Genomic DNA, 19,947 nt, shown 5'->3' with positions numbered 1-19,947 from the left:
GCAACGATGTCAGAGGTAGCGAGTGGCTCATCCGCCGCACCGGTGATCCGGTTGACGAACGTCGGCAAGAGCTACAAGGGAACCCACGCGCTCGCCGGAGTCGACTTCGATGTGCGCCCGGGCGAGGTCCACGCCGTACTGGGCGAGAACGGTGCCGGGAAGTCGACGATGGTGAAGATCATCTCGGGCGCGGTGGCGCACGACACCGGCACTCTGGAGATCTCCGGGCGGGCACGAACGTTCGCGACACCGCGCGAATCAGTGGAAGCCGGTGTGGCGATGGTCTACCAGGAAGGGTCGCTCGTCGAGTCGATGACGGTCGCCCAGAATCTGTTCATGGGCGACGAGAAAGTGTTCAACAACCTCGGGCACCTCAACGTTATTGCCCGAGAACTACTCGAATCGCACAACTTCCACATCCGACCCGACGTGGCAGCCGGTTCACTCGGGGTAGGCCAAAAGCAGATGGTGGAGATTGCCCGCGCGGTCCATCGAAATGCGAACCTGGTGATCCTCGACGAACCGACCGCATCCGTGACACCCGAGGAACGGCTGCAGTTGTTCATGTCGATGCAGAGTCTCGCGCGGCGCGGGATCGGCGTCATCTTCATCACCCACATTCTCGACGAGGCATTCGAGCAGGCCGATCGCATCACCGTCCTGCGTGACGGCGTAGTCCAGGGGACCCTGACGAAACCGGAGTTCACCCACGACCGGGTGGTCAAGATGATGGTGGGCCGCACCGTCGAGATGGGACGCGTGCCGCCGGGCCGCACACCGGAACCGACGCCGACGCTGCAGGTCGAGGACCTGACACTACTGCCCGCTGTGCGCAACATGGCGTTCTCCGCCTATGCGGGTGAGATCGTCGGCCTCTACGGGCTGGTCGGTGCGGGGCGCAGCGAGGTCGCCATGATCATCAGCGGCATCACGAAGCGTCGTCGCCTCCGCGGTGGCACGGTGCAACTCAACGGAAAACCGGTCCGCTTCCGAACACCGCGGCACGCGCGGCGAGCCGGCATCGTCTACATCACCGAAGATCGCAAAGCCTCCGGCTTCTTCAGCCATCTGACAATCGCGGACAACATCTATCTCGGCCACCTGTGCAGCGCGCTCCGCCTGCCGTTCCTGTTCCGCCCCCGCGTCCGGAAGACGGTGGCGCAGCGGTTCGTCCACCAGTTCGAGGTCCGCACCCTCGCGCCCGAAAAGGCCACCCTCGAGGAGTTGAGCGGCGGAAACCAGCAGAAGGTCGTACTCGCCAAGGGGCTGACCCGCAAGCCACTGGTCGCGATAATCGACGAGCCCACCCGCGGTGTGGATCTGGGCACGATTCCGGAAATTCACGCGATGATTCGCGCTCTCGCCGACGACGGAGTCGCGGTGGTGGTCATCTCGTCCTACCTGCCCGAGATCCAGTCGCTGTCCGATCGGGTGCTGGTCGCACGCGCGGGCAGCATCGCAGCCGAGTTCTCGCCGGAGGAAGCCGACGAGGAGAGCCTCATGTTCGCGGCGGTGCACTGACGCGCGGCGCCGCGACCTCCGTCACTGCACGCGTTCGATGAGATTCACCTTGACGTGGTCCGGTCGCGCGAGGGTGCCGTCGGGCACGAGCTCGACCACCGCCTTGACGCCCAGAGCCGACCGGACCCGCTGCTCGATCGACGACCGCAGGTCGTCGTGCTGCTCGGTACCGAGTCCGTCGGAATACTCCACGACCAGCATGAGCGGCTTCTGCGTCGAATGCCCCTCGAAGTCGACGCGGATCCGCATCTCGCCGGTCGCGGCTGGCGCCAGCTCCGACACCAATTGCTTGACCGCGGAAGGAAAGAGGTTGATGCCGCGCACGATCAGCATGTCGTCGGTCCGGCCGACGCACCGCACCTTGTACCCGGTGCGGCCACACGCGCAGTCGGTGCCGGTGACCACCACGTGGTCGCGGGTGCGGAACCGCAGCAGGGGTGACGCCTGCCTGCGGAGCGCCGTGTACACCAACTCGCCCCGCGCGCCGGCCACGGGCTCGACGATCTCGTCCGTCTCCGGATCGATCAGCTCGGCCACCATCAGGTCCGGGGAGAGGAAGTGCATCCCGTCGCCCGCCTCGCACTCGCCCCAGTAGATGCAGGCGATGTCGGTGCCGCCGAGCATCTCCCGCGACGTGGCGCCCCACAGCGACTCGAGCTTGCCGCGTACGGCGGGCAGCCCGCCACCGGGCTCGCCGCCCACGCTGATCGCGCGCACACCCAGATCCCGGGCCCGCAGGCCGAGGATCGCCGGTGCCTGCTCGGCCAGATACGCCAAGAAGTTCGGCGTGCCGATCAGGGCACTCGGCCGCTGATCCGCCTGTACACGCAGGAGTCGCTCGGCGCCCGCCTCCGCGCCGATCGGAATGTCGACGATGCCCATGTACTGCGCCATCTGCACGACGGGGATCCCGCCGACGAAGCCCTTGCTCATTCCGAACCCGTGCAGCAACCGGTCGCCGGGTCGAAAACCGTTGGCGTACAGGGCCCGCGCCCCGAGCTCGGACCAGACGTCGATGTCGCGGCGCGTCAACCCGACGTAGGACGGGCTGCCGGTGGTGCCCGACGACGCCTGGATCTGCACGATGTCGGCGGCCTCGGCCGCGACATGGTTGCCCAGCGGCGGCGTGGCCGCCAGGCTGTCCCGCAGTTCCTGCTTCTCGGTGAACGGCAGGCCCGCGAGGTCCTCCACCGTCCGCACCCGGGTGACGTCGACGGAATGCTCGGCGAACTTCGCCTTGTAGAAGTCGCTGCGGGCGGCGAGGTAGTCGAGTTGCTCGCGCAGCCGCCGGTTCTGCAGATCCGCAGCGTCGCCGGGCGCGAGCGACTCGACCGCGCTCCAGTGCCGTGCCGAATGGGGAACAGCCATGGTGCGATCCCTCTTCCTACTCGAATTCAGACCTGATGGCGTCGGTGTGCGCGCCGAGAGCGGGCACCGCGCCGCTGCGCACTGGCCAGCCTTCGGCCACCGCGGACGGCAGCAGCGCCGGCACGGGGCCGGACGGGGTACCCACCTCGCGCCACCGTCCGCGCTCGACAAGCTGCGGGTGCTCGGCCAGGTCGCGCACGGTGTTGAGCCGGGCGTTGCCGATCCCCGCGGCGTCCGCCGTCTTCTGGATCTCCGCCAGCGTGTGCTCCGCGCACCACGCCCCCACGACCGCGTCCAGTTCGTCCCGCGCCTCGACGCGATTGTCGTTGTGCGCGTATCGCGGTTCGTCGGCGAGCTCCGGTCGGCCGATCATCTCGGCGAGACGTCGCCACTCGCGGTCGTTGGTCGTCCCGAGCACCGCGGTCTGGTCGTCGGAGGTGGGGTACGCGCCGTAGGGCGCGATCATCGGTGAGCCCATGCCGACCGGCACGGGCTCGGTACCGGCGTGGATCACCTGATTGAGGGCGAACCCCATCATCTCGGCGACGGTGTCGAGCATGGCGATCGGGATGACCGCTCCCCGCCCGGTCCGTTCCCGGTCGTAGAGCGCGGCCAGCACCGCGGAGTACGCGTACAGCGCCGTGCCGACGTCGGCCACCGGGATGCCCGGCTTGGCCGGATGTCCCGGTGCGCCGGTGATGCTGCAGGATCCGCCCTCCGCCTGGATGAGCAGGTCGTACGCCCGCTTGTGGTCGAGGGGACCACCCTTCCCGTAGCCGGAGATGTCGACCACAATCAGTCGCGGGAAGTCACGCGAGAGGTCCCGGGTACCGATCCCCAGCCGGTCGAGCGCGCCGGGCGCGAGGTTGCTGACCACGACGTCGGCGGTGGCGAGGATGTTCCGGAAGGTCCCCATGTCGGCTGCGGACTTGAGGTCCAGCGCCGCCGACTCCTTGCCGTGGTTCAGCCACGTGAAGTGTGCGGACATCCCGCCGACCACGGAGTCGTACGCGCGCGTCGAGTCGCCGAAGCCCGGGGCCTCCACCTTGATCACGCGGGCCCCGAGGTCCGCGAGGTGACGCGTGCAGAGCGGCGCCGAGATCGCCTGCTCCAGCCCGACCACGGTGATGCCGGCGAGCGGCCCCTGCGTTTCCTGTTCGGTTCCGGTCACGAGAACTTCGGCTCCCGCTTCTCGCGGTGCGAGGACACACCCTCGACCACGTCGGGACCGCCGAAGCCGTAGAACTCCAGCCCCAGCGACGCGTCGAAGATCGGCATCGCCTGCCGGTACCAGCCGTTGAGGGCCATCTTGGTGCCCTGGATGCCGGCCCGGGAGCCGGCGGCCAGCTTCCGCGCGATCTCCATCGCCCGGTCCTGCACCTGGTCGTCGTCGACGCACAGCGAGACCATGCCGATCCGCTCCGCCTCCTCGCCGGTGAGCACCTCGTTGGTGAGCAGGTGGTACTTGGCCTTCGCCATGCTCGTCAGCAGCGGCCAGCAGATGGCTGCGTGGTCGCCGGCTGCGACACCCAGCCGGACGTGGCCGTCGACGATCTTGGTGCGGCGGCCCGCGACGGAGATGTCGGCCAGCAGAGCGGCCACCAGGCCGGCACCGGCAGCCGGTCCGTTGATCGCAGAAATGATCGGCTGCGGGACCTCGATGATGTTGCGCACCAGGTCGCGTGCCTCACGCATCACCCGGGTCCGCGACGAGTAGTCGCCGATCATGGCCTCGACGAGATCGAAGCTGCCTCCTGCCGAGAACGCACGCTCACCGGCGCCGCGAATGACCACGGCGCGAACCGACTGATCGAGACCGATCACCGGCCAGATGTCGGCCAGCTCGCGGTGCGCGTCCGGGCCCACCGCGTTGAGGTTCGGCCCGTCCAGCATGATGCGGAGAATGCCTTCTTCCGGGCGGTCTACCTTCACGGACGTGAAGTCCTCGTAGCTGGTCACTGTTGCTTCCTTCCTGGAAATTCTCGGGTCGATCGGTGCGCCGGCGGTTCGGTCAGTCGCCGAGGCCCCACCGCGACGCGACATCCGCGGTCGCGACCGTGCCCACCCGCGGCGTCTCGGGTTCGCGAGCGGGTGTGCCGCTGAAACGCGGCGCGGGCATCGGATGCAAGACACCGCCGACGGTCCGGTACACGCCGCGCTGGGTGTTGTGGGGATCCACCGCGGCCTCGTCGAACGTGAGCACCGGGGTGACGCAGGCATCGGTACCCGCAAACACCTTCTCCCATTCGTCACGGGTGCGGCACTCGACCGCATCGCCGATGAGCTTGCGCAGATGCGGCCACGCGGCGCGATCGTTCTGGTCGGGCCAGTCGGCGGTATCGACGCCGAGGCGTGAGGTGAACTCCCGGTAGAAGTCGGGTTCGAGCGCGCCGACGGCGATGTAGCCGCCTTCCGCGCACCGGTAGGTGTCGTAGAACGGTGCTCCGGAGTCGAGGAAGTTCGTCCCCGGATCGTCCGAGTAGAGTCCCGCGGCGCGCAGGCCCTGCAACTTGGCGGTGAGGGCCGCGACACCGTCGACCATCGCCGCGTCGATCACCTGCCCCCGCCCGGTGCGGGCGGCGGAGACCAGGGCGCACGCAATGCCGTATGCGCCCATGGCGCCGCCTGCCGCGTAGTCACCGAGCAGGTTGATCGGCGGACGCGGCGCACTGTCGGACCGTGCCATGGCGTGCAACGCGCCGGACTGCGCCACGTAGTTGATGTCGTGTCCGGCGTCCCGCGAACGCGGCCCCGTCTGTCCGTAGCCGGTCAGCCGCACGTAGACGAGGCGCTCGTTGCGTGCCATCACCTCGTCCGGTCCGAGCCCGAGCCGTTCGGTCACGCCGGGCCGGTATCCCTCGATGAAAACGTCCGCGGCTTCGGCCAGGCGCAGCACACTCTCGCGTCCGTCCGGGTCCTTGAGGTCGACGGCCACCGCGTCGACGCCCCGGTTGACCACGTCGACTTCCTCGGTCAGACCGTCCGTCTGGCTGAGGGCGCGGGCCGACCGGTTCGGTGGCCGCACCACCCGCACCACGTCGGCTCCCATGTCGGCGAGCAGCATCGAGACGTACGGCACCGGGCCCATTCCCGCGAGCACCAGTGCCCGGACTCCAGCCAGCGGACCGGTCATCGTCACACTCCTTCGTCGGTGGGGCTCAGTACGACCGCGGCAGGCCGAGCACCTGCTGCGAGACGTAGTTGCGCACCATCTCCTGCGAGAACGGCGCGTTGCGCAGGAGGCGCACCTCCCGCCACAGCCGCTCGATGTGGTACTCCTTCGCGTACGCGTAGCCGCCCAGCGTCGAGAACACCCGGTCGCACGCTTCGAAGCCGGCCTCGGCACCGAGGTACTTCGCCGCCGCGGCCTCGTGTCCGCACTCCTGCTTGTCGTCGAACAGTTTCGCGGCGTGCATCGCCATCCGCTCGGCGGCCTCGAGACGGATCCACGAGTCCGCGAGCGGATGGGCGACGGCCTGGTTCTGGCCGATCGGGCGATCGAACACCACCCGGTTCTTCGCGTACTCGGTGCCGATCTCGAGGGCCGCGCGGCCGAGGCCGATGCCCTCCATCGCGACGACGATGCGTTCGGGGTTGAGTCCGTCGATGATGTAGTAGAAGCCCTTGTCGACCTCGCCGACCACGTCCTCGTCGGCCACGAACAGGTTGTCGATGAACAGTTCGTTGGTGTCGATGGCCGCGCGCCCGAGCTTGTCGATCTCGCGGATCGTGACATGCTTGGGGTCGAGTTCGGCGAAGAAGATCGTCATCCCGTGCAGCGGCTTGTCGTCGCGCCGCGGCGCCGTGCGGGCCAGCAGCAGGATGCGGTGCGCGTTCTGCGCGTTGGTGATGAACACCTTCTGGCCGTTGATGACCCAGCCGCCGTCGACCTTGGTCGCCTTGGTCTTGATGCGGGACGTGTCCACGCCTGAGGTCGGCTCGGTGATGCCGAACGCGGTGAGCATCTCACCCGACGCCAGCTTGGGGAGATACTTCTTCTTCATATCCTCCGAGCCGTACCGGACGATCGGCGCCGGCGGGAAGACGTAGAAGTGGATCGCCGAGCCACCGCTCATGCCTCCGCCGGAGGACGCGATCTCGCCCATCATCACGGCGGCCTCCTGCAGGCCCAGGCCGATCCCGCCGTACTCCTCCGGGATCATCGCGCCGAGCCAGCCCCCGTCCGCGAAGGCCTTGATGAAATCCCACGGGTATTCGTGCTTGTTGTCCTTGTCGAGCCAGTAGTTGTTGTCGAACTTCCGCGCCAGCTCGCGAGTCGCCTTGCGGACGATCTCGATGTTGCTTTCGGTGTCGAAATCTGCCATCTCAGTACTCCTAGTCTTCGCCCGCGTACACGGGAATGTCCTCGAGCGGCGTCGCCGGGTCGAGCGACGACATGTCGCCGATCGGGGCACCGATGAACCGCGACCGGATGGCGCGGCGCATGATCTTTCCGTTCTTCGTCTTCGGCAGCGTCGGCACCGCATAGACCTCGGGCGCAAAGGATTTGCCCGCGTTCGCCAGCGCCGTCGCCTGCAGGTCGTCGTTGTCGACACCGTCGGCGCGCAGAACCGCGAACGCCACCGCGCGCTGACCGCGCATCTCGTCAGGCACGCCGATCACCGCGACCTCCGTGATCCGGTTGTCACGCAGCAGGGCCGCCTCTATCTCGGCCGGCCCCACGCGGCGCCCGGAGAGCTTGATCGTGTCGTCGGAGCGGCCGTGGATCCGCCACATGCCGGCAGCATCGACGCTCGCGAGGTCGCCGTGCACCCAGACGCCGTCCCAGCGACTCCAGTAGGTATCCAGGTAGCGGTCCCGGTCCTGCCAGAAGGCGTGCGTCATTCCGGGGAACGTGTTGAGCACCGCGAGTTCGCCGATCTGGCCGACGACGGGCTTGCCGTCGTCGTCGAGGACGGCCGCATCGACGCCGGGCAGTGGCCCGGTGAACGCCGCCGGTGCGGCGGGAAGGAACGGGTAGCCGACGAGGATGCCGCCACCGACCTCGGTGCCGCCGCTGTAGTTGACGATCGCGCGCTCTCGCCCGCCGACCTCGTCGAACAGCCAGAACCAGGTCGGCTCGTCCCAGGCCTCGCCGGTGGAGACGAACGTCTTCAGGGTCGGCATCGCCGGAGCGCTGCCGTCGCCCGCCGCCTTGAGTGCGCGTGCCGCCGTCGGTGCGATGCCCTGCACGGTCACGCCGTTACGGTTCACGATCTCCCACATACGATTCGGTGTGGGGTGGGTGGGCAGGCCCTCGATCATCACGATGGTCGCGCCGAGCTGCAGCGGACCGGTCATGAGCATCGGGCCCACGAGCCAACCGAGGTCGGTGATCCAGGAGACCACGTCGTCGGCGTGCACGTCGAAGCCGTACGCGAAGTCGACCGCAGTCTTGGCCGCGAAACCGCCGTGCGAGTGCACGATTCCCTTCGGCCTGCCCGTGGTGCCGGACGTGTAGACGATGGCCAGCGGGTCGTTCGACTCGGTCTCCGCGGTCGGCACCGGCTCCGGATCGGCTGCCAGTTCGTCGTAGTAGACGTCGCGGCCTTCCTGCATCGGCACGTCGGTTCCCAGGTGCCGGATCACCACGACGGAACGCACCGTCGGCGCCTGCGCCAGTGCGGCGTCCGCGGTCGCCTTCATCGCGACGACCTTGTCGCGGCGCGTCGTGCCGTCGGCGGTCACCAGGAGGACGGCGTCCGAATCCTGCAGTCGCGTGGCCAGGGCGTCGGGCGCATATCCACTGAACGTGGGCACCGCGACCGCGCCGATCATCGCGATCGCGAGGAACGCCACGGCGGCCTCGGGCACGACCGGCATGAACAGCACCACCCGGTCGCCGCGGCGCACTCCCAGGCCCGCGAGGTGCGCCGCGAATCGGCTCACCTCCGCCGCGAGCTCCGCGAAGGTCAGCGTGCGCCGCTGTCCCCCGTCGCCCTCGTAGACCACCGCGGTCTTGCCGGCGAGGTCACCGCGGGCGTGCCGGAGGGCCGCCAGTTCGGCGACGTTGATTCGGCCGCCCGGGAACCATCTCGGGAATTCCTTGCCCTCGGACTCGTCGAGAACCCGGTCGAACGGCACCGAGAACTCGACGTCGAGGTCGGTGAGCGCCTCGCGCCAGAACCACTCGGGATCGGCGACGGCGCGACGGCCCAGCTCGGTGACGGCGGCAGCATCGTCGCCGAAGCCCCAGCTCTTCATCGCTGCGAGCAGCCTCGCGCGCTCGCGCACCGCGGGGCCGGGAACCCAGGCCATCTCCTCGGGCTGGCTACTGATGCCCATTTCCGTGTTCTCCTCGTCTGGGGCGGTCGATCGTCCGGTCGGGGTGTGCGATCAGGCCTGCGCGTCGGCAGACTTCTTGAGCATCAGGCCGACGCGGGTGGCGTCGCACACGATCTCGTCGCGCTGATTGATGCCGTAGTGACGGAAGGTGACGATGCCGGAATCGTTGCGGCTCTTCGACTCCCGGGCCGAAACGATCTCGGTGCGCACGTGGATGGTGTCACCGTGGAACACCGGCTTGGGGAACTTGATCGAGTCGAAGCCGAGGTTGCCGAGGGTGGTCCCGTACGTGGTGTCGTGCATCGAGATACCGGCAACGAGGCCGAGGAGGAACAAGCTGTTCACCAGACGCTGCCCGTGGATGGAGTCCTTGCTGTACTCCGCATCCAGGTGGAGCGGCGCCATGTTCAAGGTCATCGTGCTGAACAGGACGTTGTCGGTTTCGGTCACGGTGCGACGCACCTCGTGATCGATAACCATTCCCGGTGCGAATTCCTCGAAGTACAGACCCGGCATGTGACGCCCCTTTCTCTCGAGCGACGACGAGTGCTCTCGGTCGCCGCAGTTCGTAGCCTCACTCTAAGTGAAATATATTATGCATGCAAGAACCAGATGTTTAGTGCTTGATGCATTGCGCAACCTCCGCAATGCGTGAATAGTATATGATGCACAGCACACAGCGTTGATGGTGTGATCTCGACGACAAGACTGAAGGGCACCCTTACGTGAACAACACCGAAGAACACCTCATAACCGACCCCGTGCCCACGAAAGCCCCTCGGTCCGAACCGGAAACCGAACCTCGCACGCTGACCGCGTGGGGCATCACGGGAATGCTCGTGGTGCTGTACCTCATGAACGCATCCGACAAGGCAGTGTTCGGCCTCATCGCTCAACCGCTCAGTGAGGACCTCGGGCTCAGCGCGTCACAGATCGGCTTCACCGGCAGCATGTTCTTCCTCGCCTTCAGCTTCGGCGGCTTCTTCGCGGGACCGATCAACAAGGTTCTCGCGCTCCGGTGGTCCATCGCGATCATCGCCGTGCTGTGGGGCGTTGTCATGCTGCCGCTCGTCGTGTGGTCGACATTCGCGGTGCTGCTCGCGAGCCGGATGCTCCTCGGGCTCACCGAGGGGCCCACATCCGGTTTGCTGCACACCGCCGCCTACTCGTGGCATGCGCCCGCCAAGCGGGGGCTCCCGAGCGCGCTCATCATCAGTGGAAGCATGCTGGCCAAGATGGCCGTCGTCCCGATTCTCGCGCTCGTGGTGGCCGAGTACGGGTGGCGCGCAGCAATCATCGTGCTCAGTTGCGCGACCGCGTTCTGGTGCGTCCCGTGGCTGCTGACCTGGCGGCCGGGACCGTATGTCGTCGGCGGGAAGCACACGTCGACGGAAGACACCGACAGCGAGCCGGCGGTCGCTTGGCGGCGTCTGCTCACGTCGAGGACCTTCGTGTCCGCCGTTCTCGTCGCGATGAGCGCCTACGCGCTCATGACCGTCGTGCTCACCTGGCTGCCGTCGTACTTCGAGCAGGGTTTGGGATATTCACGGCTCGAGTCGGGCACCCTGTTCGCTGCGCCGAGCTTCGTCGGGCTCGCGACGCTCGTCGGCGGCTCCTGGCTGAGCGACCGCGGGATCAGCCGCGGCCTGTCGATCCGCCTCGTCCGAGTGGTCGTGCCGTGCGTCGGCGTCATCGTCGCCGGTGTGTTGCTGCTGAGCCTGCCGGCCCTCGGATCTCCGCTCCTTGCGGTCTGCGCGGTGTCGGTGGCGTACGGGCTGGTTGTCGCGGTGTTCCCGCTGCTCAATGCCGCGGTGATCGCGACCTGCCCGCCGCGCCAGACAGCAGGCGTCATCGGCGCCTTCTTCGCGATCCAGGCGATCGGCGGGATCATCGGACCGTGGGCGATGGGGATCGTCGTCGACGCCTCGGCGACGAAGATCGACGGGTACCAGGCGTCGTTCCAATGCCTGGGCATCATTGGTGCCGTTGTCGCGGTTCTCGCACTGATTCTCGCCGACCCGGCGCGGGATCGCGAACTCCTCCGCGTCACCCGCTGACCCACAGCGATCCGCTGCGAGTCTCCAATTTGTGCCCAGCACTTCTGGCAACCGTCAGAAGTGCTGGGCACAGACGTCTGCCATCCGGTCGGCGATGCTTCGGTCCGGTTGCCCCTTATCGCCATTCAATATATTATGTTTTTAGTGCCCACATCGGCACGACATACCTCGTCGACGATCGGAGCGTGTTCTGTGAGAACATCGCACGCCGCACCGGATGGCGATGTCACCCCTGAGGAATGGCGCCTGCGTGCGCGGTGCCGTGGCATGGACATCGCCGTCTTCTATCTCGACGACGACAACCCGAAGGCCCAACCTCAGCGCGAGCGCACCGCGAAGAACATTTGCCGGCGGTGCCCGGTGATCACTGAATGCCGTCAGTACGCCATCCATTTCGGCGAACAACACGGAGTGTGGGGCGGATTGACTCCGCGGGAACTCGGCGCTGCCAGAAAATGGAGCCGCTGGCAGAGGAAGCCGGGGTAGGGCTCCACGAGTGCCTACACAGAACCGCGCCGCCCTCGCCAGTCTTCGGCAAGGGCGGCGCAGTGGTTCGATCCGATCAGCCGACGGTGTTGGGCTGCAATCGGTTCAGGATCGTCGAGATGTCGTCGACGTTCTCGAGGTCGTACACGGCCTCGATGACGGCGTCCGCGTCCGCGTCGCTCACTGCTCCGTCGACGTTGTGGCGGAATTTGGCGATCAGTTCGTCGTCGGTCATGTAGGTGGCCGGGTCGGGGGACGGACTGCCCTTGGGGTAGCCGCGTTCGCCGGAGAACTGGGTGCCGCGCGCGTGGACCTCGATGCGCGATCGGCGTGCGGCCGGGTTGCTCGCCAGTTCCGCGGTGTAGTCGGGGTGTTCCTGAAACGTCGTCTTCGTGGTGAGCTCGAGGACGGACGGATCGAGCACCACTTCCGGCGTCTGCCAGTCCTTGCCCGGGGGAATCCGGTGGGCGGCGAGGGCAAGGCCGTGGGTCATGCTGAACTGCGCGTCGCGCGGATTGCGGATGGTCTCGTTGACCCACACCGGCTGCATCACGAAGCTCTCGCCCCAGGCATTGATGGCCTCGATCTCGTCGGGCTTGATGTCGTTGACCTCGATGATCTCGGTGAGAGCGTCGAACAGCGCGTGCATGACCCGGCAGTGGGGATACGGCTTGAACGACTGGAACGGGGTGAAGGTCCACTCCGTGCCCAGACCCGCGGTGATCGGCGCCGGCTCCCAGCGTGAGGTCCCGATGAATCGGGGGAAGCCGTACTCGCGGTCGTCGAGCATCTGGCGGTCACCGGTGTGCCCGAGTTCGGCCAGGCTCGCTGCCGTCACGGCCGACAGGGCCATGCCCCCGGCGAGCTGGTATTTGATCGTCGTCGACGGCGCGTGCATCATCCATGCCCGCTGGGTGTTGGTCGGAATCGTCGAGCCCATGATCCCGAGCGCATCGGCCAGCGTGTCGTTGCCGAACCCCTTGACCACGCCGATCGCGGCCGCCGCACCGAACAGCGTGCTGCTGTAGCCGATGACCTTCGGGATGGTGACCACACCGCCTTTGATGTCGCGTAGATAGTCGGTGGCCTTGCCGATCCGGTACGACATCTCGTGCGCCACCGCGATCGCCGTGAGCAGCCGTTCGCCCGAGGAGCGCAGAGCTTCTGCCGTCGCCAACGCGCCGGGCACCACGTAGGGGGTCACGTGGCCGGGCGGCAGGACCGCGTCCTGGTCGAGCGCGTTGACCAACTCGGCGTTGGCGAACGCCGCACCGGGCACCGATGTCTTCGTGCCCGTCCCGATGATCGACGCCGAGCCACCCGACCCGCCGAGAAACCGGCCGTACTCGATGCCCCGGCGCGCGCCCGCGTCGCCGAGCGACGCCACCGCGCAGCCGAGGGTGTCCAGCAGAATCCGCTTGGACTCGGCAACCACGTCACCCGGGAGTGACCGTGCGTCGGCGCCGGCGGCGAAATCCGCGAGATCTTCGACAATTGTTGGCATCAGATTCTTCCTCTTGTTGCTGTGATGGTGAGCGTGACGTTGGTTCGGTTACACGGGCCACTGAATGTGCTTGACTTCGAAGAACTCACGGAACCCCTCTTCGCCGCCTTCGCGGCCGATTCCGCTGTGTCCGGGTCCGCCCCACGGGGCGTCTCCGCGCATTCCGCCACCGCCGTTGATGGTGACGGTGCCCGAGCGAAGACGACGAGCGAACGCGAGTGCGTCGGGGGTGGGGCCCCACACGTTGGCGTTGAGGGCGTACTTGACATCGTTGGCCATGCGGACGGCCTCGTCCAGGTCGGTGTACGGCATCACCACCCCGACGGGCGCGAAGAGTTCCTCCTGCGCGATCTCCGCGTCGTTCGAAATGCCGGTCACCAGAGTAGGTTCGAGGAAAAAGCCGTCATCGAGGCCGGGCGGCCGGCCCCCGCCGACGGGAACCTCGGCGCCCGCCTCCCGGGCGCGCGCCAGGAAGCCCTCCACATTTGCACGATGTTCGCCGGTGATCAGCGGTCCCAGGACGGTGTCGGGGTGATGGGGGTCGCCGACCGTGAGGTCACCGAGGAACTTGCCCGACCTCTCGACGTACTCGTCGAAATCGGCCTGGGGCACCAGGGTTCGTGTCGTCGCCCCGCACGCTTGGCCACTGTTGCGGGTGAAGCGCAGCGCGGACGCGGGTACCGCCTTCTCGATGTCGGTGCCGGGTAGCACGATGTTGGGCGACTTGCCGCCGAGTTCGAGGACGACCTTCTTCAGCGTCGGGGCCGCCAAGGTGAGGATTTTACTGCCGACCGCGGCGGAACCGGTGAACGTCACCAGGTCGACCTCCGGGGCACCGACCACCTGGGCGGTCACACTCGGTGGACCGAAGACCAGGTTGACCGCGCCCGGCGGGAACCCCGCCTCCTCGATCAAACGCATGATCGCGGACGTCAGCAGCACGGCCCTCGGCGAGGTCACCAGGACGGTCGAGCAGCCCGACGCCAGGGCGGGGCCGAGCTTGTACGCGCACATCATGACCGGGACGTTGTAGGCGACGACCGCGGCCACCACACCGGCCGGGTCCCGCACCAGCATGCTGCTCGAGACGACCGGGTCGTGATGCAGGGGAAGGGGCTGCTCGTAGCCGTCCCGCGGTCCCCGCACCGCCGCGTCCGCGAACCATCGGAAGAACCGGACGGGCAGATCGACGTGCAGGGCCGCGGCGCTGCTGATCGGCGTACCGATCTCGGTGGCGGCGAGGTCGACGATCTTCTCCCGGTCCCGCTCGAGCAGGTCCGCCAGCCGGTGCAGCAGGGCACCGCGCTCACCAGGCCCGAGACGGCTCCACTCGCCGTCGTCGAACGCCCGCCGGGCAGCGGACACCGCTGCGGCGACCTGCGCGGGGCTCGCCGCCGGTGTGACGGCCAGTTCCCGACCGGTGGTCGGGTTGATCGACCGGATCGCCTCTCCCTCGCCCGCGATCCGGCGCCCGTCGATGTGGCACTCGGCCTCGACAATCGGTGCGGTCATGACAATGAACCTCTGTCTCTCGATCGTGCACAGCGCCCTTCCCGGCTCGCGGCCGGGCAAGGAATACCATACTCAATATATTATGTTCATAAGTTGTTTCTCGTGGCGTTACCCCGCCATGTATCCGCCATCGACGACGAACGAGCCACCGGTCGCATAGCCGGCGCGATCGGAGAGGAGCCAGCACGCCATCTCGGCGATGTCGTCGGGTTGCGCGAGTGCGCCGAAGGGAATCCGGGACATGATGGTGGATCCGCTGCGGCGCTTCGCATCCTTCATCAAACCGGTGTCGGTGTAACCTGGGCACACCGCGTTGATCCGGATGGTCGGCGCATATTCGATTGCCGCAGTTTTGGTCAGGCCGACGACGCCGTGCTTGGCCGCCGCATACCCGGCTGTGGTTTTGAATCCGGTGAGACCCGCGAGCGATGCGGTATTCACGATGACGCCCCCACCCTGTGTCACCATCTGCTTCAACTCAGCGCGCATACAGAGCCACACGCCCTTGAGGTTCACAGCGATGGCCCGGTCGAATGCCTCCTCGTCCCAATCCGCAACGGATCGACCGCCCTGCCCGATCTGCCCACCGCTCACGCCCGCATTGTTGAACGCTCCGTCCAGGCTGCCGTAGTGGTCGACGGCCGCGGCGACCATCGCATCCACCGACGCACCGACCGTGAGGTCGGCGGGAAGCGCGATCACCTCACCGCCCGCCGCACGCACAACGTCTGCCGTCGCCGCGACGCCTTCCTCGGACACATCGGTCGCCGCGACCCGGGCGCCTTCCTTCGCGGCCAACAGCGACGTCGCGCGCCCGATGCCTCCCGCGGCGCCGGTGACGAGTACTACTTTCCCGTCGAGTAGTCCTGACATTTTCCGTCCTTCTTCCGAGTAGATCCGTTGGTACCTATCCGACGCGTGATGCCGGCCAGTCGCGGGCCGGCGAACGCCAAGCGGGCCAGTTGTCCTCGGGATCGGGACGCGTCACCGACACATGGTGAAAGCACTCTTGGCACTTCACGACCATGCGGGGCCCGAGGTGGTTGGCGACGGGATAGCGAGCGAGACTCGTTGCGCCGCACGACGGACATTCGCCGTCAACGGTGGTGCGTTCGACGTAGACCCGGTCGGTCTCGGGACGGGGAAACAGGAGCCGGTCGACTGCCATGGGGATGCCTTTCTCAGAGATTCCAGTTGCGGGGGGTGGCCACCGGCACGCTCCAGCGACCCTGGTCGCGGTCGGCGGTCAGCTGCGCTCGTCGCGCCGAGGTGGCGGCCTCGTCGACGTCACCGTTCGCGATCACGACCCCGTGGGCGTCGGCCGCGAACTCCGGGCTGACAAGTCCGCTACGGACGTCCTGCAGCACCTTTTCGGGGATACGAACCAGGGGGTCACCCCAGCCACCGCCACCGCCGATGACGAAGCGCAGCGCATCGCCGGCTTTCAGGACGAGCCCGGAGAACTTGCCGGTCCGGTAGCGCGCACCGCGCCCGAACTCACCGTGGTTCGGGTCCGGCCGACCCTGATCGTCGAACATGCCGAACAGCGGCTCGGCCCCACGGAGGTCGAGCGGGTCACCGTGTTCGGCAAGGTCGAAGTTCTCGATGTACCAGCCGTAGGCCGGCGAGCCGGCGCCACCTCCGTTCGAGCCGGGGGCGCCGCAGCGGACCCGGTCGGCGGTGATGGTGACCATCGTGTCGGACTCGGCGAAGATCGAGTAGACCGAGCCGAGACCGCCGCGGAATTCTCCGGCTCCGGCGGTGTCGATCACCATCTCGTGCTGGACGATGACCAGGGGGCTCTCGATCTCGACGTGTTCCTGCACCGACGTCCGGCAGTTGCCGATCGGAATCACGCAGAAGGAGACACCGTCGTCCTTCCACGTGCCGCCCCAGCCGCCACCGGCGAGCGCGAATGCACCCCACGGCGTGCCTTCGTGGCCCGGGCGGGTGTCGATACCGCCGAGACTGACGACGACGGCAGTGCCTGTGTCACAGGCGAATGCCTCGTCCATCGCCTGACTCAGGGCCTGGGTGACGACGTTGATCCCCCGCGCACCGATGTCGGCGTGGTTGGAGCAACTCGACGGTGGCAGAACCTGCACCACGCTGCCGGACGGCAGCAGAGTCTCGATCGGGCGCAGCGTGCCACTGTTGACCGGTGTCGACGGATCGACCATCAGCTTGACCGCCTCGATGCAGCGCGAGGCCTCGCACCAGGCGGTGCCACAGTTGCCGAGGGGCTGCCGACCCGAACCGGAGAAGTCGATCTCCATGGAATCTCCGCGGACCTTCACCGTCACGTTGACCGGGATCGGTTCGTCGGTGACACCGTCCTCGTCGAGGAAGTCCTCGGCGGTGTAGTCGCCGTCCGGGATACTCGCGATGCCGCGCCGCATGCTGGCTTCGGTGGCCTCGATGGCGAAGCGGCCGGCCGCGCGCACCTTCTCCAGGCCGCCGCGGGCGATCAGATCCTGCAACTGGCGCTCGCCGACGACCAGGCAGCCGTGCAGGGCCCGCAGGTCGCCGAGCACGAGCTGCGGCACCCGGTTGTTCTCCAGAATGAAGTTGAACAGCGGACGAACCGGAACGTCGTTCGCGTACAGCAACGTCGGTGGCAATTTCAGCTGCTCCTCGAAGTGCGTCTGGGTGCCGTTGGAGAAGCCGCCCGGGATCGCACCACCGAGATCGACGAGGTGGGACGTCGAGTGCAACAGGAACTCCACACGGCCATCGACGAATACGGGCCGGAGCAGGTTGACGTCGGACTGGTGGATGGTGCCGCGCCACGGGTCGTTGACGAAGATGACGTCACCGGGCTGCATGCGGTCGATGTCCCAGTCGTCCATCACGAAGTTCGCGATGTGCGGGGCGGTGAAGGCGTGCTGCATGCAGCCCTCCCACAGCGCGACGGTTTCCCATCCGTCGTCGGTGCGCATGTGAATGGCGCTGGTGCAGTCCAGGATGTCGCGACAGACCGGGGAGAAGGCGCTGCGCATCAGCGAGTCCAGCATCTCCCGGGCGACCTCGGTGAGGCCGTAGCGGAGGATGTCGAGTTCGACGTCGACCGCGGGGCCGGTGTCAGGGGTGGTGATCGTCATGGTCTGCTCCTCAGCTCTGGGGCTCGATGATGAGATTCAGGTCGCCGTCCACGTAGGCCGTCCGGCCCGGAAGGACGAGGGTTGTCGCGAACTTCTCGGCGACGAGGGCGGGGCCCTGCACCCGCTCGAACGGTTGGAGACGCTCCCGAACATAGATGGACACCTCGACCTGCTCGGTCGTGCCCGGCAAGGTGAGCTCCGTCGTGCGGAGGAACGCCTCCCCGTCGTCGGGGGTGAGGTCGGTCTTGTGTTGCTCGCGCGGGATAATCGCCGTCACCTCCACCGTCGAGATCACGACGGGAATCTCCGTCGCCGCGAAACCGTATGATTCCCGGTAGAAGTCGTGGAACTGCGGCACCAGCTCGGTCACCCCGTCGGCAGTGAGAGCGCCGGAACGGATAGGCATGCGGTTGTCCCACGTCTGGCCTCGATACATCGCGAAAACGGCCCGCTCGAAGCGGATTCGACCCACGTCGGCGCCCTGGCTGTCGAGTTCGCCGCGGATGCGGTCCTGCAGCCCGACGAAGGCGGCCTCGATCGCCTCGGCGCTCGACGGTGCGAGCGGGCTCATGATCGACTGCGCCCGGGTGACCATCAGGTCGCTGCGGAGCAGCCCCATGGCCGAGAACTGGCCGGGGTTTCGAGGCACGATCACCCTGTCCAGACCCAGGATCTGCCCGACGCGGTCGGCGAGCATCGGGCCGGCCGACCCCGAGGGCTGCAGGGCGAACTCGCGGACGTCAAGACCCCGGTAGACTGAGATCGTGCGGACCTTCGCGGCGATGTCCTCACACGCGACCTCGTAGGCCGCCGACGCGAGCTCGAGGGCCGACATGCCGAACTGTTCCCCGGTCTTCCGAAGGGCTTCGAGCGACGCGTCGACGTCGAGCCGAAGGGATCCGTTGGCGAACAGGTCCGGCTGGAGGACCCCGAGAGCCGCGCACGCATCGGTGAGCGTGGGCTCGACGCCGCCGCGCTGGTAACACACCGGACCGGGATTCGATCCGGCCGAAGCCGGACCGACCGCAACATTGCCGAGCGTGCTGGGCCGGATCAGGCTACCGGCACCCGAGCCGACGCTCTCCACGTCGACCAACGGCATGGTCAGCGTGAGACCGGTTTCCAGCGTCCACAGATCGGTGAGCGGCGTCTTGCCGTGCACGATCGCCGCCACGTCCGTGCTCGTGCCACCGACGTCGATGGTGAGCAGGTTCGGCGAACTGCTCTCGTTGGCCAGCTTGACGCTGCCGCTCACGCCACCGACCGGGCCGGAGACCAGCTGGAACACCGGGGCTCGGCCGGCGTCGGCGAACGTCGCGACCCCGCCGTTCATCATCATGATCCACAGCGTCCCAGCGTAATTGCGCTCCGACAGCTGGCTCATCAGACGGTCGAGGTAGCCGACGACAGCCGGACCCACGTACGCGTCGAGGGCGACGGTCGTGGTGCGCTCGTGCTCCTTGGTCACCGGGTAGAGCGCGGAGGTCTGAATGTAGGCGTCCGGCAACTCTTCTGCGACGATCTCGGCCGCCCGCCGCTCGTGGTCGGGGTTGATGTAGGAGTTCATCAGGCACACCGCCACCGACTTCGCGCCCTGGCTCGCGAGGGAGCGTGCTGCGTCGCGAACGGCGTTCTCGTCCAACGGCAACAACACGGACCCGTCGTACCGCAGTCGCTCGGGAACGCCGAAGCGCGATTCACGGTGCACGATCGGCCGTTCCTGGTGCGGCCGCAGCCAAGTGGGATCGTAGAACCGGTCACCGAATTCGCGGTGCATGCGACCGATGTCGAGCAGATCCCGGTGACCGCGTGTCGCGATCAGACCGGTGCGCTCGCCGGTGCGGCTGAGCAGGGCGTTGATGCCCACCGTGTGCCCGTGCACGATCTCGGCGACGTCCGGAACCTCGACGCCGATCGCCTCGATGCTCAGCAGTACCCCCTCCTCCTGCTGGAGGGTCGACAGCACCTTGCCGTCTCGGGTCTCACCCGTCTTGCGGTTGAGCGCAATGATGTCGGTGAAGGTGCCCCCGACATCGATGCCGACAATCCAGTCGGCTGCCCGCTCACTCTGCGTCATATCTCGGCCTCCGTGCTGTGTGCTTCAGTGACATGC

14 protein-coding genes and 1 pseudogene are annotated in these 19,947 nt (G+C 67.4%); 3 read left to right on the top strand and 12 right to left on the bottom strand.

Going from position 1 to position 19,947, the window contains the following annotated elements:
* Window positions 1-6 precede the first annotated feature (6 nt).
* Window positions 7-1,521, top strand: a complete 1,515-nt coding sequence (locus tag JVH1_RS21640; protein ID WP_009475368.1) for a sugar ABC transporter ATP-binding protein — start codon at window positions 7-9, stop codon at window positions 1,519-1,521.
* 21 nt (window positions 1,522-1,542) lie between these two features.
* Here the strand turns inward: JVH1_RS21640 and JVH1_RS21635 are convergent, their stop codons facing one another.
* The 7 genes and pseudogenes from JVH1_RS21635 to JVH1_RS21605 all read right to left on the bottom strand — a co-directional run.
* Window positions 1,543-2,889, bottom strand: a complete 1,347-nt coding sequence (locus tag JVH1_RS21635; RefSeq protein ID WP_009475369.1) for a phenylacetate--CoA ligase family protein — start codon at window positions 2,887-2,889, stop codon at window positions 1,543-1,545.
* A 16-nt stretch (window positions 2,890-2,905) separates the two neighbouring features.
* A complete protein-coding gene (locus JVH1_RS21630) occupies window positions 2,906-4,060 on the bottom strand; it encodes a CaiB/BaiF CoA-transferase family protein (RefSeq protein ID WP_009475370.1) in 1,155 nt (384 codons plus the stop codon).
* Window positions 4,057-4,848, bottom strand: a complete 792-nt coding sequence (locus tag JVH1_RS21625; protein ID WP_009475371.1) for an enoyl-CoA hydratase/isomerase family protein — start codon at window positions 4,846-4,848, stop codon at window positions 4,057-4,059. The genes JVH1_RS21630 and JVH1_RS21625 overlap by 4 nt, the downstream gene beginning before the upstream one ends.
* A 52-nt stretch (window positions 4,849-4,900) precedes the next feature.
* Window positions 4,901-6,022: a CaiB/BaiF CoA-transferase family protein gene (locus JVH1_RS21620; RefSeq protein ID WP_009475372.1), complete on the bottom strand. Its 1,122-nt coding sequence runs from the start codon at window positions 6,020-6,022 to the stop codon at window positions 4,901-4,903.
* A gap of 25 nt (window positions 6,023-6,047) precedes the next feature.
* A complete protein-coding gene (locus tag JVH1_RS21615) occupies window positions 6,048-7,214 on the bottom strand; it encodes an acyl-CoA dehydrogenase family protein (protein WP_009475373.1) in 1,167 nt (388 codons plus the stop codon).
* Between the two features lie 10 nt (window positions 7,215-7,224).
* Window positions 7,225-9,174 carry an AMP-binding protein gene (locus JVH1_RS21610; RefSeq protein WP_009475374.1) on the bottom strand — a complete coding sequence of 650 codons (1,950 nt, stop codon included), beginning with the start codon at window positions 9,172-9,174 and terminating at the stop codon, window positions 7,225-7,227.
* Window positions 9,175-9,225: 51 nt separating this feature from the next.
* Window positions 9,226-9,717, bottom strand: a pseudogene (locus JVH1_RS21605) (MaoC family dehydratase); the annotation flags it as partial.
* A 182-nt stretch (window positions 9,718-9,899) separates the two neighbouring features.
* Here JVH1_RS21605 and JVH1_RS21600 point away from each other — a divergent pair.
* Both JVH1_RS21600 and JVH1_RS21595 read left to right on the top strand, forming a co-directional pair.
* Window positions 9,900-11,231 carry an MFS transporter gene (locus JVH1_RS21600; protein ID WP_009475377.1) on the top strand — a complete coding sequence of 444 codons (1,332 nt, stop codon included), beginning with the start codon at window positions 9,900-9,902 and terminating at the stop codon, window positions 11,229-11,231.
* Between the two features lie 135 nt (window positions 11,232-11,366).
* Complete coding sequence (locus JVH1_RS21595) at window positions 11,367-11,717, top strand: WhiB family transcriptional regulator (protein ID WP_083849743.1); 351 nt, start codon at window positions 11,367-11,369, stop codon at window positions 11,715-11,717.
* 76 nt (window positions 11,718-11,793) lie between these two features.
* Here the strand turns inward: JVH1_RS21595 and JVH1_RS21590 are convergent, their stop codons facing one another.
* From JVH1_RS21590 to JVH1_RS21570, 5 genes are all read right to left on the bottom strand, one after another.
* Window positions 11,794-13,221: an MmgE/PrpD family protein gene (locus tag JVH1_RS21590; RefSeq protein ID WP_009475379.1), complete on the bottom strand. Its 1,428-nt coding sequence runs from the start codon at window positions 13,219-13,221 to the stop codon at window positions 11,794-11,796.
* A gap of 48 nt (window positions 13,222-13,269) precedes the next feature.
* On the bottom strand, window positions 13,270-14,733 hold the full coding sequence (locus tag JVH1_RS21585) for an aldehyde dehydrogenase family protein (protein WP_009475380.1): 1,464 nt from the start codon (window positions 14,731-14,733) through the stop codon (window positions 13,270-13,272).
* A gap of 108 nt (window positions 14,734-14,841) precedes the next feature.
* Entirely contained in the window at window positions 14,842-15,606 is a 765-nt protein-coding gene (locus tag JVH1_RS21580) for an SDR family NAD(P)-dependent oxidoreductase (RefSeq protein WP_009475381.1), read from the bottom strand.
* Between the two features lie 308 nt (window positions 15,607-15,914).
* Entirely contained in the window at window positions 15,915-17,834 is a 1,920-nt protein-coding gene (locus JVH1_RS21575) for a hydantoinase B/oxoprolinase family protein (protein WP_009475383.1), read from the bottom strand.
* Window positions 17,835-17,844: 10 nt separating this feature from the next.
* On the bottom strand, window positions 17,845-19,911 hold the full coding sequence (locus JVH1_RS21570; RefSeq protein ID WP_009475384.1) for a hydantoinase/oxoprolinase family protein: 2,067 nt from the start codon (window positions 19,909-19,911) through the stop codon (window positions 17,845-17,847).
* Window positions 19,912-19,947 lie beyond the last annotated feature (36 nt).

The organism is Rhodococcus sp. JVH1, from assembly GCF_000280725.2.
GTDB lineage: Bacteria > Actinomycetota > Actinomycetes > Mycobacteriales > Mycobacteriaceae > Rhodococcus_F > Rhodococcus_F jostii_A.
The sequence above is the reverse complement of the archived record's forward strand: the minus strand, read 5'-3'. Positions and strand labels throughout refer to the sequence as shown.

What these genes read in the sequence shown, in the direction of transcription:
- JVH1_RS21590 (WP_009475379.1), bottom strand. Translation starts at nt 13,221, where the DNA reads ATGCCAACAATTGTCGAAGATCTCGCGGATTTCGCCGCCGGCGCCGAC.
- JVH1_RS21620 (WP_009475372.1), bottom strand. Translation starts at nt 6,022, where the DNA reads ATGACCGGTCCGCTGGCTGGAGTCCGGGCACTGGTGCTCGCGGGAATG.
- JVH1_RS21580 (WP_009475381.1), bottom strand. Translation starts at nt 15,606, where the DNA reads ATGTCAGGACTACTCGACGGGAAAGTAGTACTCGTCACCGGCGCCGCG.
- JVH1_RS21610 (WP_009475374.1), bottom strand. Translation starts at nt 9,174, where the DNA reads ATGGGCATCAGTAGCCAGCCCGAGGAGATGGCCTGGGTTCCCGGCCCC.
- JVH1_RS21635 (WP_009475369.1), bottom strand. Translation starts at nt 2,889, where the DNA reads ATGGCTGTTCCCCATTCGGCACGGCACTGGAGCGCGGTCGAGTCGCTC.
- JVH1_RS21615 (WP_009475373.1), bottom strand. Translation starts at nt 7,214, where the DNA reads ATGGCAGATTTCGACACCGAAAGCAACATCGAGATCGTCCGCAAGGCG.
- JVH1_RS21585 (WP_009475380.1), bottom strand. Translation starts at nt 14,733, where the DNA reads ATGACCGCACCGATTGTCGAGGCCGAGTGCCACATCGACGGGCGCCGG.
- JVH1_RS21640 (WP_009475368.1), top strand. Translation starts at nt 7, where the DNA reads ATGTCAGAGGTAGCGAGTGGCTCATCCGCCGCACCGGTGATCCGGTTG.
- JVH1_RS21595 (WP_083849743.1), top strand. Translation starts at nt 11,367, where the DNA reads ATGTTTTTAGTGCCCACATCGGCACGACATACCTCGTCGACGATCGGA.
- JVH1_RS21570 (WP_009475384.1), bottom strand. Translation starts at nt 19,911, where the DNA reads ATGACGCAGAGTGAGCGGGCAGCCGACTGGATTGTCGGCATCGATGTC.
- JVH1_RS21575 (WP_009475383.1), bottom strand. Translation starts at nt 17,834, where the DNA reads ATGACGATCACCACCCCTGACACCGGCCCCGCGGTCGACGTCGAACTC.